This window comes from Ruegeria sp., assembly GCF_040830605.1.
Lineage (GTDB): Bacteria > Pseudomonadota > Alphaproteobacteria > Rhodobacterales > Rhodobacteraceae > Ruegeria.
Map to the genome: position 1 here is coordinate 382597 of NZ_JBFOMD010000004.1, position 12292 is coordinate 394888.

16 protein-coding genes are annotated in these 12292 nt (G+C 63.0%); 5 read left to right on the forward strand and 11 right to left on the reverse strand.

Going from position 1 to position 12292, the window contains the following annotated elements; genetic code table 11:
• Positions 1–149 precede the first annotated feature (149 nt).
• The 6 genes from rpsO to rbfA all read right to left on the reverse strand — a co-directional run bounded on the left by rpsO (position 150) and on the right by rbfA (position 4370).
• Positions 150–419 (reverse strand): 30S ribosomal protein S15, encoded by a 270-nt coding sequence (gene rpsO, locus AB3N21_RS08625; RefSeq protein WP_367934842.1) that lies wholly within the window; start codon positions 417–419, stop codon positions 150–152.
• A gap of 142 nt (positions 420–561) precedes the next feature.
• Positions 562–1593 carry a calcium-binding protein gene (locus tag AB3N21_RS08630; protein WP_367934843.1) on the reverse strand — a complete coding sequence of 344 codons (1032 nt, stop codon included), beginning with the start codon at positions 1591–1593 and terminating at the stop codon, positions 562–564.
• 83 nt (positions 1594–1676) lie between these two features.
• Positions 1677–2198 (reverse strand): DUF1643 domain-containing protein, encoded by a 522-nt coding sequence (locus tag AB3N21_RS08635; protein WP_367934844.1) that lies wholly within the window; start codon positions 2196–2198, stop codon positions 1677–1679.
• A gap of 42 nt (positions 2199–2240) precedes the next feature.
• Positions 2241–3146, reverse strand: a complete 906-nt coding sequence (gene truB, locus AB3N21_RS08640; protein WP_367934845.1) for a tRNA pseudouridine(55) synthase TruB — start codon at positions 3144–3146, stop codon at positions 2241–2243.
• A 94-nt stretch (positions 3147–3240) separates the two neighbouring features.
• The gene (locus AB3N21_RS08645) at positions 3241–3978 is read right to left on the reverse strand and encodes a phosphodiester glycosidase family protein (protein ID WP_367934846.1); all 738 of its coding nucleotides are present in this window, start codon (positions 3976–3978) and stop codon (positions 3241–3243) included.
• The gene (gene rbfA, locus AB3N21_RS08650) at positions 3975–4370 is read right to left on the reverse strand and encodes a 30S ribosome-binding factor RbfA (protein ID WP_367934847.1); all 396 of its coding nucleotides are present in this window, start codon (positions 4368–4370) and stop codon (positions 3975–3977) included. Before rbfA ends, AB3N21_RS08645 begins: the two co-directional genes overlap by 4 nt.
• Positions 4371–4459: 89 nt before the next feature.
• On the opposite strand from rbfA, the gene dapB reads away from it, so the two are divergent.
• Complete coding sequence (gene dapB / locus AB3N21_RS08655) at positions 4460–5269, forward strand: 4-hydroxy-tetrahydrodipicolinate reductase (protein ID WP_367934848.1); 810 nt, start codon at positions 4460–4462, stop codon at positions 5267–5269.
• Between the two features lie 127 nt (positions 5270–5396).
• Complete coding sequence (locus AB3N21_RS08660) at positions 5397–6017, forward strand: DUF2306 domain-containing protein (RefSeq protein ID WP_367934849.1); 621 nt, start codon at positions 5397–5399, stop codon at positions 6015–6017.
• Here AB3N21_RS08660 and AB3N21_RS08665 read toward each other — a convergent pair.
• From AB3N21_RS08665 to AB3N21_RS08675, 3 genes are read right to left on the reverse strand one after another with little or no spacing between them, the layout of a single operon-like run.
• Positions 6004–6672 carry an ureidoglycolate lyase gene (locus tag AB3N21_RS08665; RefSeq protein WP_367934850.1) on the reverse strand — a complete coding sequence of 223 codons (669 nt, stop codon included), beginning with the start codon at positions 6670–6672 and terminating at the stop codon, positions 6004–6006. The two genes, AB3N21_RS08660 and AB3N21_RS08665, sit on opposite strands and share 14 nt — an antisense overlap.
• Positions 6669–7259: an HD domain-containing protein gene (locus AB3N21_RS08670; protein WP_367934851.1), complete on the reverse strand. Its 591-nt coding sequence runs from the start codon at positions 7257–7259 to the stop codon at positions 6669–6671. The genes AB3N21_RS08665 and AB3N21_RS08670 overlap by 4 nt, the downstream gene beginning before the upstream one ends.
• Positions 7256–8392 carry a gamma-butyrobetaine dioxygenase gene (locus AB3N21_RS08675; RefSeq protein ID WP_367934852.1) on the reverse strand — a complete coding sequence of 379 codons (1137 nt, stop codon included), beginning with the start codon at positions 8390–8392 and terminating at the stop codon, positions 7256–7258. Before AB3N21_RS08675 ends, AB3N21_RS08670 begins: the two co-directional genes overlap by 4 nt.
• Positions 8393–8491: 99 nt before the next feature.
• Between AB3N21_RS08675 and AB3N21_RS08680 the strand changes: the two genes are divergently transcribed.
• The 3 genes from AB3N21_RS08680 to AB3N21_RS08690 all read left to right on the forward strand — a co-directional run bounded on the left by AB3N21_RS08680 (position 8492) and on the right by AB3N21_RS08690 (position 10722).
• Complete coding sequence (locus AB3N21_RS08680) at positions 8492–9352, forward strand: LysR family transcriptional regulator (RefSeq protein WP_367934853.1); 861 nt, start codon at positions 8492–8494, stop codon at positions 9350–9352.
• A gap of 49 nt (positions 9353–9401) precedes the next feature.
• The gene (locus AB3N21_RS08685) at positions 9402–9761 is read left to right on the forward strand and encodes a dihydrodipicolinate reductase (protein ID WP_367934854.1); all 360 of its coding nucleotides are present in this window, start codon (positions 9402–9404) and stop codon (positions 9759–9761) included.
• Positions 9762–9882: 121 nt separating this feature from the next.
• Positions 9883–10722 carry a hypothetical protein gene (locus AB3N21_RS08690; protein ID WP_367934855.1) on the forward strand — a complete coding sequence of 280 codons (840 nt, stop codon included), beginning with the start codon at positions 9883–9885 and terminating at the stop codon, positions 10720–10722.
• A gap of 52 nt (positions 10723–10774) precedes the next feature.
• Here the strand turns inward: AB3N21_RS08690 and AB3N21_RS08695 are convergent, their stop codons facing one another.
• Both AB3N21_RS08695 and AB3N21_RS08700 read right to left on the reverse strand, forming a co-directional pair.
• The gene (locus AB3N21_RS08695) at positions 10775–11944 is read right to left on the reverse strand and encodes a benzoate/H(+) symporter BenE family transporter (RefSeq protein WP_367934856.1); all 1170 of its coding nucleotides are present in this window, start codon (positions 11942–11944) and stop codon (positions 10775–10777) included.
• A gap of 87 nt (positions 11945–12031) precedes the next feature.
• Positions 12032–12214: a DUF1674 domain-containing protein gene (locus tag AB3N21_RS08700; protein ID WP_367934857.1), complete on the reverse strand. Its 183-nt coding sequence runs from the start codon at positions 12212–12214 to the stop codon at positions 12032–12034.
• Positions 12215–12292 lie beyond the last annotated feature (78 nt).

Consider the following 12292-nt stretch of genomic DNA (forward strand, 5'->3'; position numbering starts at 1 on the left):
TTGGATGAATTACCGCCTTTTTCCGCATCAGTCAACCGTTTGGTTGAATTACGATTTTCCTAACTGGAATATCTTACTGAAGTGAAGCAAAAGAAAAACCGCGCCAATCCGGATTGGCGCGGTTTCCCTGTCAGAATTCTCTGAAACGCTTAGCGGCGGATGCCCAGGCGTTTGATAAGGTCCTGATAGCGGGCCTCTTCCTTGCCTTTCAGGTAGTCCAGCAGCTTGCGGCGCTGGGCAACCATCTTCAGAAGGCCACGGCGGCCGTGGTTGTCCTTCTTGTGGGTCTTGAAATGCTCGGTCAGCGTTGTGATGCGCGAGGTCAGGATTGCGACCTGAACTTCCGGCGAGCCGGTGTCGCCGTCCTTGGTCGCGAACTCTTTCATGACGCGTGCTTTTTCTTCAGCCGTGATCGACATCGGGGTCTCCTTTACAGGTTAGAGTGATGGCGCAGGCCGGGATGTCGTCCAGCACAGGCCCATGGAGAAAACCGCGCCGATTCCGGCACGGATGGGCGCGTATAGGCGCTTTTTCCCCGATTGGCAAAGAAATTCTGTAGCGTCAATCTGTGGCCTGGAACGAGGGCAGATCCGCTTCTTTGATGAGTTGAATATCATCCGATGTCACTACATCGGTGCTGTAAAGCTGCGCCACCTCATGTCCTTCGATCAGAACACGGGTCAGGTTGGCAATCTCGGGGTCCTTTTGGATTTCAATGTCGGGGTCGGGAAGCGCATCCAGATCCCAGGTGACCAGCAGCCGGTCCTCGCCGGGTTCGAAATCCATCACCGAGACGGCATCGCCGTCATCACCAATATCGCCAAGAACGATATCGTCGGCGTCCATACCGGATGTCACGATATCGTTGCGGCCCGCCAGTATCGTGTCCTCGCCTTGCCCGCCGTTCAGATAGTCCTTGGTCGGGGGCTCATCCGAGGCACCTTCGATGCCGTTCAGGACATCGTTCCCGAAGCCGCCGAACAACGTGTCCTCGCCTTCACCGCCGTCAAGCGCGTCCTCGCCATGGCCGCCATGCAGCGCGTCGTCACCTTCACCACCTTCGAGTTGGTCGTCATCCTGACCACCAAAAAGCTCGTCGTCGCCCTCGCCGCCTTGCATGTGGTCGTTGCCGAAATAGCCGAACAGACTGTCCGCCCCGGTGTCGCCCTGCAACTGGTCGTCTCCGTCCTCACCATGCAGAACGTCATCGCCTTCGCCGCCCTGCATCAGATCGTCGCCTTCGCCACCATGCAGGATGTCGTTGCCATCGGCACCCTGAACAGTGTCGTTGCCCTCATAACCGTTGATCTGATCATCGCCATCCAGTCCGGCCAGAGCCTCGCTGGTTTCATCTCCGGCGATCACGAGATTCCCGTCATAGTCGCTGACCAGCCCCCGGATCGTCGGTGTCAATGGCACATCCGGTTCTTCATCCCCTGTGCCACCATTGGCGCCGGGCTCGTCCGCGCCGGTGTCGAATTCGCTGTCGTCTGGCAGAACCTCATCGTCATCGTCCACGATGGGTTCATCGCCGACCATGTAGGCGACGCCGCCCACGGCTGCCAGACCAAGCAGGCTTGCGAACAGGAACATAACCAGTCTCCCGGCGCAGAATGCGCCAAGCCTATGAAATCCTCACTTCATAGCGCTTAGTCAAAACCAATATAAACAATTGGTTAACAATCCTGTAACGCGGACCAGCTTTCCGGCCGCTGGGTGTAGGCGATATAAAGTGGGTGCTTGGGATGGCCGTCCTTGGTCAGCCCGAGGTGATATAGAGGCTGCCCGGTTCCCCGCAACAGCCGTTCGACCGCCGGGCCACGCTCCAGATGCGCGCCATGGGTGCCCCAGGCGGCGATCACCTGATCGGCCCAGTCGACGCCTGCAAGGATGGCGTCGTCATTGTCGGGCCCCACCGGGTCCGCAGCCGCGCGCATCTTGCGCGGATCGGTGTCGCGCCAGGCGAAGATGTTGGTGACCTGAAAGGCCCCGAACCCCAGTGCCCGCGCCCGTCGCTCGCAGCGCTCGACGGTAGGATCGTTCTGCACCTCGGTCGCGGTCGACGGGTTCAGCATCACGAACAGCGCCCTGCGCCCCGCCGCGTCCCAGACGCGGGTGAGGCTATAGCGGTAGCGTTCGCAATCGGAATAGATGGCAGTCGAGGGCGCGTCGCCCTTGGTGTGAGAACGGGTGATCATGCGTTTGCGCTTAACATGATGCGCCGCAGGTCGCCATATGGCTCAGGCGGCAAAAACCCGGCTTGGGTGCAACTTGCCGGACTTGTAAACCCCGACAGCCACCGCCCGGCCATCGAGCGAGGCCCACGCCTCGTCGCCATATTCCACGTCCGAGGCCAGCACCATGCCCGGATTGCCGTTGCGCAGGCGGGTGGCGCCTTCGGGGGTGCATTTGAGTTCGGGCAGATCGGCCAACCCTTCCTCCAGCGGTCGCAAATGGTCGTCCAGCGCGTGCGTCTTGGCCATCTCGTCGATCTGTTCGATGGTGATCCCGTCTTCGGCATCGAACGGGCCGGACCAGATACGGCGCAGTTCTCTCACATGCCCGTGACACCCCAGCACCTGACCCAAATCGCGGGCGACCGAACGCACGTACCCGCCCTTGCCGCAGGTCATTTCCAGCACCACGTGATCGGGATCGGGCCGGTCCACCAGCACAAGTTCCTCGACCCAGAGCGGGCGAGCGGCGATCTCGACATCCTCGCCATCGCGGGCCAGTTTGTAAGCGCGCTGTCCGTCGATCTTGACGGCAGAGAATTTGGGCGGCACCTGCATGATTTCGCCAAGGAAGGAGGCCAGCGCCTGTTTGATCCGCTCATCGGTCGGGCGCGCATCGCTTTCCGCGATCACCTCGCCCTCGGCATCGTCGGTATTGGTGGCCTGCCCCAGACGCACGGTGAACGTATATGCCTTGAGCGCATCGGTTATGTAGGGAACGGTCTTGGTCGCCTCACCCAGAGCCACCGCCAGAACGCCGGTGGCTTCCGGGTCCAGCGTGCCCGCATGGCCCGCCTTCTTGGCGTCCATCGCCCAGCGGACCTTGTTGACCACAGCGGTCGAGGTTATGCCCGCGGGCTTGTCCACCACCAGCCAGCCGGAAATGTCGCGACCCTTGCGTTTGCGTCCCATCTTGCACCTTGCATCTTGCTGAGGCGCGCGACCTAACGGATCGGTCGGGCGCTGTCAATTTAGCAAAATACGACAGTTTGGGCAGTGTCGACGATCACTCGCGCGGCTCGGCCACGCCGACAATCGGCCCCATCGAAAACCCGGCATCGGCCCGGTCGATTTGCGGCGCGTAAAGGCGTGAGATATTGCCGTCGAAATATAGCGCTTGTGGTGTCTCAAGCACGTCGCGGAACAGGCTGCCGAATTCGTGGAACGTCACCGAATTGCGCGAGATCGCGAACACCGCGCGGGACCCGTCGGCGCTAGTGCCGACCCCGTTGCGGACATAGCGCGAGGTGGAGTCGGGCAGGAACCGTGGGTGCAGCTCTCCATCGATCACCAGCATCGGCCCCGACTGGGTGGCATCCCGGCATCCCGGCTGCGTCTCGACATAAAGTAGCGTCTCGATGACATCGGCGCGGCCCTCGCGGATGCAGAACACCCCGTTGGGCAGCAGACCGAAATTGCCGGGCCCGGCATTGGGGATCACCCGCATCTGCTCGACCCCGTTTTCGACATAATGCCCGACAGGAGAGCGGTCGTCGTGATACATGCCCGCGTTCATCGCAAAAGCCAGCTGCTTGCCCTCGGTGCCAAGCGCGTCATCGACGCTTGAGAACTGGCCCAGCACCTGCCCCTCGCCATCACTGAGAAACAGCCGCAGCTCTTCGCTGCCCGCATCGACTTCGCAGACCGAATAGCGGTTGTCCTCATGATCAAGGTCCCGGCACTCGACCGCCGCCGCCTGCCCTGCCGACAGGGCGACGACGCCCGCCACCAGCGCCCGGATCACTCGTCCAGATCGCGGCGCACCGCGTCCTGTTCGAACATCCGGCGGGTGTCGTCGAGCCGGTCGAATGTCTCATCCAGACGGAACCGCAGATCAGGCGAAAACTTTAGGCCGACCTTCTTGCCGATGACGCGCCGCAGCTCGCCCTTGTTGCGGGCCAGCAATTGCAGTACGTCCTCCTGCCCCTTGCCACCCAGGGGCAGCACATAGGCGGTGGCGATCTTGAGGTCGGGCGAGGTGCGCACCTCGCCCACCGTGATCGACATGCGGTTGAGATCCGGGTCGTGCACGTCGCCGCGCGCCAGCACCTCGGACAGGGTGCGGCGGATCAGTTCGCCGACGCGAAGCTGACGTTGCGAGGGGCCGGGACCGTCGTGGAATTTGTTCTTTGCCATGGCTTCCGATCTAAGCCTTAACCGAGGCTTTGCCAAGCGGCCCCGAACCGGTTAGGAGGCTTTGAGCCGAATTGAGGAAGGACGCCGTCATGACCCATACCCCAGGGATCGTCATTACCGGAGCTTCGGGCCGCATGGGCCAGATGCTGATCAGGACCGTCGGCGCAAGTGACAAGGCCCGTCTGGTGGGCGCGGTCGAGCGTCCGGGGCATGACTGGGTCGGCCACGATGTGGGCGAGGCGATGGGCGGCCAGCCGCTGGGCGTCACCGTGACCGACGACCCGCTCGAGGCGTTTGCACGGGCGCAGGCGGTGATCGATTTCACCGCGCCCGAAGCGACGCTGGAATTCGCCGCGCTGGCTGCTCAGGCGCGTTGCGTGCACGTGATCGGAACCACCGGTATGACCGAGGATCAGATCGCAGCGCTGGAACCAGCGGCGCGTCACGCGGTGATCGTGCGGGCGGGCAACATGAGCCTCGGCGTGAACCTGCTGGTGCAACTCACCAAAAAGGTCGCCGCCGCGCTGGACGAGGATTTCGATATCGAGGTGATTGAGGCGCATCATCACCACAAGGTCGATGCCCCTTCGGGCACCGCGCTGATGCTGGGTGAGGCGGCCGCCGAGGGGCGCGGTGTGGCTCTGGCGGATGTCTCCGACCGCGCCCGCGACGGCATCACCGGCGCCCGCAAGCGGGGCGATATCGGTTTTCACGCCGTGCGCGGCGGCGACATCGTGGGGGAGCATGATGTGCTGTTCGCAGCACCGGGCGAGCGCATCGTGCTGCGCCATCTGGCCAGTGACCGGGCGATCTTTGCCCGCGGCGCGCTCAAGGCAGCACTTTGGGGACAGGGCAAGGCGCCGGGGCAGTATGACATGGTGGATGTGCTGGGCCTTTGATAGACTTCGGGTCGCTGAGGCTGCGCCAATCATAACGTGCGGCGACCGCCACTAAGGTCTGGTCATGTGGAAATCAAAGTCAGGCATTGTGACGATCCTTTTGCTGTCGTTGTTTTACCTGACTCTGTTGCCGTTTCTTGTTCACGCGGTCGGGATGGTCAGGATCGGGTTGTCCCATGACGCCGCCGACCAAAGCTACCTGTTCGCGCAGGATCACGTCGTTGGAAACGCGGCGATGATGCTGCACATCTCCGCCGGGGCGGTGCTGGTCGCCTTGGTCCCGCTTCAGCTTGTGAGAGGCATCCGCCAACGTTTTAACCGGTTCCATCGCGGCCTCGGGGCGGTTCTGATTGCCCTGGCTCTGGTGACCGGGCTGGCCGGGATGATCTACGTTCCCCTGCGCGGAACAATTGGCGGCCCGGTAATGTCGGTCGCGTTCTTCCTGTATGGGGTGTGCCTGTTCACCGCGGCGCTGATGGCGGCGCGCATGGCCTTGTCCGGCGACAGGAATGGCCATTGGAAATGGGGGCTGAGACTATTCTGGCTTGCCCTTGGTTCGTGGCTTTACCGGTTGCACTACACGCTCTGGTACGTGTTGACCGGGGGTCTGTGGTCCGAGCCTGACTTTTCTGGCGCCTTCGATCTTGTGCAGAATTTTGCCTTTTTCGTTCCCTATCTCGTGGCCGTTCAGATCTGGATCGCCATCCGCCACGCTGCCCATCGCGAGCCGCTGTTCAGATCTCCTTGATCTTGTCGGCCCGCAGCGGGCAGGCAAGGTAGACCCCGAACTCCTGCCCGATATCGGCGCTCACCCGGGCGTGCACACGGCCCTGACGGTCGAGAAAACGCTGCTGGTCCTCGACCGGGAAAATCCCCTCATGCCAGATACCGGGATGGATATAGAGCCCGCGTGAGCCGTCGCACCAGAACGCCACCACCTTGTCCGGTGTCAGGTTGTCGCCGGGCAGGGCAGCAGGAACAATGAAAGGCTTGTTGTCCAGCGGCCAGAACATCTGCCCGCCGTCGGGGTGATAGTTCATGTGCCACAGCAGCACCTGATCGCGCGGCGCGGTTTGCCGGTCGGTCTGTGCCTGTTGAGGATCAGTGGACCAGCCCAGAACGTAATGGCCCCTGACCGCTTCGTTCTCACCGTAGAGCACATCGCCCAGCCAGTCGCAGCGGAACGTGCCTTCGACCCAGCCGCCCTCATCCCCGGTGCCCTCGTCGATCGGACGCCAGCCCTGTTGCGGCCAGCGCACGATTTCGATTTCGAAACCGTCGGGATCATCGACCAGACAGCCATAGCCTTTGACAGTCTCTTCCGCTGCGCGGATCAGCGGGACCTCATGCCAAGGTAACGAGGGTTTTGAATTGGCCTCAAAGATATATTCCGGCGCGCTCATGCCGGGCTCATATGGCGGTTGACCATGCGCTGCACCATCGGTGCGAAATGGTCGAACTCGGGCGTTTCCAGATCCGCGCGTTTGCCCGCCTCGTCCAGATAGCGCACCTGAATGATCTCCTTCAGGTTCGGATTGCTTTCGAACTCGGCAACCTCTTCAGCGTTCATCGGTCCGCCTTGCAACTCCAGCGTATGGACCGAGGCCGCCGATAGGCGATTGAAATACTCGGGCTTTGCCGCGCAGAGATAGCGTTTCGCAGCTACATGATATCGGCAGCAATCGGTGATGACCGAGGGGAAGAACTGTTCCAGGACCTCAGCGCCTGCGTCCTCGTGATGGCGGTCCTCGGTGTCATCGGGGTGATAAGTGCCGAACTCGGAGGTGAAATGGCCGATATCGTGCAACAGGGCGCCAACGATGATCTCTTCGGGCATTCCGTTCTGCTCGGCGATGGTGGCGCCCTGCAGCATGTGCTGCGCCATCGTCACCGGCTCGCCCAGATATTCCTCGCCGCCTCGACGGTCAAAGATATCGGCGATGAAGGCGACGATGTTGTCGCGGTTCAGGGTCGAGAAATCGGGTCTCATTCCGCCGCCTCCGGCTGTGCCATCTCCATCGCCGCCAGTGTCGACAGCAACCCGTCCTTGTCGGCATAGCATCCTTGTAGCCAGCGCGAACCGGCACCGGAATAGCCCAGCCGCGCATGCAGGACGCGGGTGTTGTCGACGATGAAGCTTTCACCGGGCTCCAGCTTGAACGACACGCCCATGGCCGGATCGTCGATGATCTCGCCCAGCTGCCGATAGGCGGCGTAATAGGCCTCCATCTTGTCAAAGGGGATGTCCACGAACGGCGCTGATGAGCGATTGTTGAAGCGGATCCCCACCAGCTCACCATCCGGCGACAGCTCGATCATCGGACGGCGCGAGCGCAGGCAGACCCCGTCCGAGCCATTGTATTCGAACCTTGCAGGATACCCTGCCAATAGCGCGAAGCCCTCTGGATTGTCGGCGCGCAGCCGCTCGGCGGCGCGGAAACCGTCGACCACGATGGAGTCGCCACCCTCTGCCGAGTTTTCCAGACAGTAGAGTATCTGCAGCGTCGGCACCGGATCGCGGTAAGGGTTGTCTGTATGAGCCTGCAAGCCAAGGCCGGTATAGGCGAGGTTGGTGGGGTTCACCTCGGTCCGCACTTCGAAATAGGGGCCATAGTTTGTCTCACGCACATAGCCGAACAGATCGGCCACCTTCAGCAGCGACTCGGGTTCGGTGGGGCCGTTGGTCAGCTTGGCAAAGCCATACTCGGCCACCGCCGCCAGCCAGCCGCGCTTGGCGGAGGGATTGGCATGCACCTCGTTCCAGTCGGCACTGGGCGCCTCGATGCCGCGCTCCCATGTGGTGACATCAGGGGCGACACGGCCCATTTCGCGGGACAGATCGCGGTCATAGATGTGATCCACCAGCCAGTCGGCGGGGAAGGTGACCGTCTTGTTCTCGGGTGCAAAGGTCACGGACAGATCGCCGTTCACGATTTCTGCGGCGCTGACCGAGATGCCCTCGGGGATATCGCCGATGGTGATCAGCCGCTGGCCGTTGCCGGGCGCGCGGGTTTCGGGGTCAAGTGCGTTGTCGCGCAGCCAGATGGCGTGGAAACGGGCACGGGTGCCGTCGGCAAAATCCAGCGTGACGACGGACGAATTAAAGGTGGCGGAGCGCAGCATGGGGTCTCTCCTGTTCGCGCAGGCTGTCCCTTGAGGAAATACCCCGTCCGTGCCATTACCACAATTAATCCTTGTTTCGGCTGAGGGTTGGAATTTCTTATGGATAAGAAGAAAACGGGCCTGCCCCCGCTCGACTGGCTACGCGTGTTCGAGGCGGCGGGTCGCCTGGGCGGGTTCTCGGCTGCGGCGCGGGAATTCGGGCTGACGCAGGCCGCCGTCAGCCAGCGGATCGGCAACCTCGAGGCGTGGCTGGGCCGGTCCCTGTTCATCCGCGAGGCGCGCGGGGTGTCGCTGACGGTCGAGGGCGAAAGCTATCTGCCGCTGGTGCAGGAAAGCCTGACCGCGTTGGAACGCAATACCGAAGACCTGTTTGGCAAAGCCCCCAAAGAGTTGCGGGTGGCGGGCCTCAGTTCACATATCAACGCGTTGGTGATGGGGCGTGCGGCGGCGTTTCTGGCGGCGCATCCGGACGTGCGGCTGGTGACCGATTCCGTGGCCCGCCGGTCGGAGCTGGGCGAGGAACGGACCTGGTTGCAAGTCCGCTACGGGCGCGGCGCCTGGCCCGGGCGCGAGGCGCTGCGGATCGCGCCCGAGGTGCTGGTGCCGATGGCCGCGCCGGGTGTCGGCTGGGACCGGGGCGTGATCGAGCTTCGCGGTGAACGGCCTGGCTGGCAGGACTGGGCGCGCGAGACCGGCCAGTCCGCGCCGGATATGGCCCGGCTGAGTGTGGATTCGATGGAACATGCCCTTTCGGCTGCTCGGCAGGGACTCGGCGTGGTGCTGGGCTCCGTTCCCCTTGCGCAGGATCTGTTGGCGGACGGACGGCTGCGGCGGCTCGACCTACCCGAGCTTGCCACGCGGGACGGCTATTGGCTGACCTGGCCCGAGGATCGTCTGCGTTCGGCCAAACAACGCGCGCTGGTGGATGGTTTCTGTACTGCGTTGAAACCGACCGAGTGATCCGCCCTGCCTTTGCCTGCGTACACCTTACAAGCGTGGGGAGATCGTCATGTGGAAACGCATATCTTTGGTGTGCCTGTTGACCGTGTTTGCAGGCCCGGCAGCGGCGGAATTCACGCGGGTCAGTGACGAGGGAACGTTCCGGGCCATCGTGACCGGCAAAGTCCTGACCCGTCCCCTGATCCGCCTGCAGGTATCGCCCGAGGGGGAGATCACCGGCACCGGAGGGCCCAGCGATGTCGCGGGATCGTGGACATGGCGGGACGGCTATTTCTGCCGCGACCTGTCATGGGGCAAACGGAATCTCGGGTACAATTGTCAGGAGGTCCGGGTGAATGGCGGTAAGATCCGTTTCACGTCGGATCGCGGGTCGGGTGACTATGCCGACTTCCGGCTGCGTTCGAAATAGCGATCCGCCCCTGCAAACTCCCTGACGCCAAGATGCTTGTGGTCGGTGACTCCCGGCCATATCCTTGCGCGGAAGCGACCTCGGACGGAACGGGACCGGTACGATTGCATGGCGGTAACTCATGGGACATAGCCTGCCGGTTGTCGCAAGTTTCTGGTACGGCTCGGATCTGTCCTGGCTCGAAGCGGTTTGCATCAAGTCCTATCTGGATTGCGGCCACCGTTTCGTCCTTTACACCGACGAAGAGATCTCGGGCGTCCCGGACGGAGCCGAGATAAGGCCCGCTTCGGAGATTTTCTGGCCGCCGCCGTTCCCGATCAGCGACAATGACCGGCTGCGCGTCGCGGTGTTCTCGGACATCTTCCGCCTGCATCTCGTCAGCCGGACCGGGTTCATATGGGTCGATCTGGATGCCTATTGCGTCCGCGCGTTTGATTTTGGAGCACCATACGTGTTCGGACGCTCACATCGCGGGACCTTTCCCAGCGGTGTGATGGGGCTGCCGCAGGACTCTCAGACACTTGCGGCGATGTTGGAATTCGTCACATCCCCGAACCCGAGCCAACCGTGGCGCGGCACACGAATGCAGAGGGTCAACAAACGCCGCGTTGATCGCGGTGAGACATGGGGGATCGAGAGCTTACCGTGGGGGTGTTCCGGGCCCAAGGCCTTTGGCCATTTCCTGGCGCAGACGGGCGAGGATCGCCATGCCATGCAGCCCGACACATTATACCCGCTGGCGCCGGAAGACTTATGGAAGCTGCATACATCGCGGGTCACCACGGCTGAGATTGAGCGCGACGGCGTGTTCTCCGTCCATATCTTCGGCCACCAGAAAAAGAAGATTGCCATCGAGTTTTCCGGGCTTCCCGTTGCTGGGTCCTATCTGGATCGTTTGTGCGCCCGACATGGGATCGACCCGAAGGAACAGACGGTCTTAAGGCTAGGCTGGATGAAATGAACAGGGCTCGAGTGATCAATCCGCCGGTACAAGACGACAATACGTTCCGATCTCAGGCCTTCTTCGGCACCCGATCGGCCACAATCTGCACGATCCCTCCGATGACCAACCCCCATACGGCTGCACTCAGGCCAAAGATCGAGATGCCGGACGCCGTGACCAAAAAGGTGATCGCCGCCGATTGGCGATAGCTTGCGTCTTCCAGGGCGGAAAGCGTGGCTGAGGCGAAGACACTCATCAGGGCAATCCCGGCCACTGTTCCCAGCAACAGTGCCGGGGCCAGCGCGGCGAAGCTGGTGATGACGCCCGCAAAAACCCCGAGGCAGCAATAGAACAGGCCGGCCATCGCCGCCGACCAGTAGCGGAGCGCCGGGTCGGGGTGGCTGTCGTCATTGGCGCACATGGCGGCGGTGATCGCGGCGAGGCAGGTGGCGGGTGAGCCGAACGAGGCCGAGACCGCGCTGGCGACACCGACCGACGCTACCAGCGGCGCCGGTTCCGGCTGATAGCCATAGCTGCGCAGCACGGCGAGGCCAGGAATGTTCTGGGTTGCCATGGTCACGATGAACAGCGGTAGGGCGATATTGGTGAACGCCTCGACCGAGAACACCGGCGCGATCCAGAGCGGCGCGGCGATGATGCGCTCGGGCGTTGGGATGTCGAATCCGGCGTGGATGGCGGCCATCAGCGCCGCGACCAAAACGGCGGCGGGGACGGCGAACAGCCGGTTGACCAAGCCCACCACGAACCATGTCAGGATGATCGGCAGCGCCAGAGCCGGGATCTCGGCCATGGCCTGAAACGGCTGGATGCAGAGCGACAGCAGCACGCCCGCCAGCATCGCCTGAGCCAGTGGTGCGGGGATGGCGGCGATCAGGCGGCTGAGCGGGCGCCAGTAGCCCGCGATCACCGTCAGCACCCCAGCCATCAGGAACCCGGCCACCGCCCCGGCAAACCCGCCCTCGGGCGCCTGCGACACAGCCAGTAGCGCCACGCCGGGCGTGGACCAGGCAACGCTGATCGGTTGCTTTTTCCACAGGCTCAATCCGATCCCGGCCGCGCCCATAGCCAGGGACGCAAACATCAGGCCCGAGGCCGATTGCGCGCCATCAGCGCCAACGCCTGCCAGCCCCTGCAACACGATGGGGAATGAGCTGAAAAAGCCCACGATGGCCACGACAAGGCCGGTCGATACGGTCTGTGCGGGTGGTCTGACGGCCACGGCTGTCCCTTTCCGCCAATCGGGCGGTTCGTTCTTTAAAATCGAGGGGCAGATTGACCGGGAAGGGCGGGGCGCGCAACCCGCGCGTCAGAAATCGACGGCGATGCCCTTTTTCTCCCAATCGCCATAGCGCACCGGCTCGGGCCCGTCGCGCCCGCCCAGCTCCTTGGGCAGCGGTTTCGCCTTGGCCTCGGCCCGCTTGCGGCGCTCTTCCGCCTCGGCCAGGGCGCGTTCGGCGGCAGGCGGCAGATCTTTGCGCGCGTCACTCATGGCTTTGGGTTCCTTTCCGTCTCGGCCCTTGATATACGCCCGCGTCCGCCCAAGGCAATGCGGGCGCAAGGTCACAGG

What these genes read in the sequence shown, in the direction of transcription:
- AB3N21_RS08675 (WP_367934852.1), bottom strand. Translation starts at nt 8,392, where the DNA reads ATGCTGCGCTCCGCCACCTTTAATTCGTCCGTCGTCACGCTGGATTTT.
- AB3N21_RS08680 (WP_367934853.1), top strand. Translation starts at nt 8,492, where the DNA reads ATGGATAAGAAGAAAACGGGCCTGCCCCCGCTCGACTGGCTACGCGTG.
- rpsO (WP_367934842.1), bottom strand. Translation starts at nt 419, where the DNA reads ATGTCGATCACGGCTGAAGAAAAAGCACGCGTCATGAAAGAGTTCGCG.
- AB3N21_RS08630 (WP_367934843.1), bottom strand. Translation starts at nt 1,593, where the DNA reads ATGTTCCTGTTCGCAAGCCTGCTTGGTCTGGCAGCCGTGGGCGGCGTC.
- AB3N21_RS08635 (WP_367934844.1), bottom strand. Translation starts at nt 2,198, where the DNA reads ATGATCACCCGTTCTCACACCAAGGGCGACGCGCCCTCGACTGCCATC.
- AB3N21_RS08670 (WP_367934851.1), bottom strand. Translation starts at nt 7,259, where the DNA reads ATGAGACCCGATTTCTCGACCCTGAACCGCGACAACATCGTCGCCTTC.
- AB3N21_RS08690 (WP_367934855.1), top strand. Translation starts at nt 9,883, where the DNA reads ATGGGACATAGCCTGCCGGTTGTCGCAAGTTTCTGGTACGGCTCGGAT.
- rbfA (WP_367934847.1), bottom strand. Translation starts at nt 4,370, where the DNA reads ATGGCAAAGAACAAATTCCACGACGGTCCCGGCCCCTCGCAACGTCAG.
- AB3N21_RS08665 (WP_367934850.1), bottom strand. Translation starts at nt 6,672, where the DNA reads ATGAGCGCGCCGGAATATATCTTTGAGGCCAATTCAAAACCCTCGTTA.
- dapB (WP_367934848.1), top strand. Translation starts at nt 4,460, where the DNA reads ATGACCCATACCCCAGGGATCGTCATTACCGGAGCTTCGGGCCGCATG.
- AB3N21_RS08685 (WP_367934854.1), top strand. Translation starts at nt 9,402, where the DNA reads ATGTGGAAACGCATATCTTTGGTGTGCCTGTTGACCGTGTTTGCAGGC.
- AB3N21_RS08700 (WP_367934857.1), bottom strand. Translation starts at nt 12,214, where the DNA reads ATGAGTGACGCGCGCAAAGATCTGCCGCCTGCCGCCGAACGCGCCCTG.
- truB (WP_367934845.1), bottom strand. Translation starts at nt 3,146, where the DNA reads ATGGGACGCAAACGCAAGGGTCGCGACATTTCCGGCTGGCTGGTGGTG.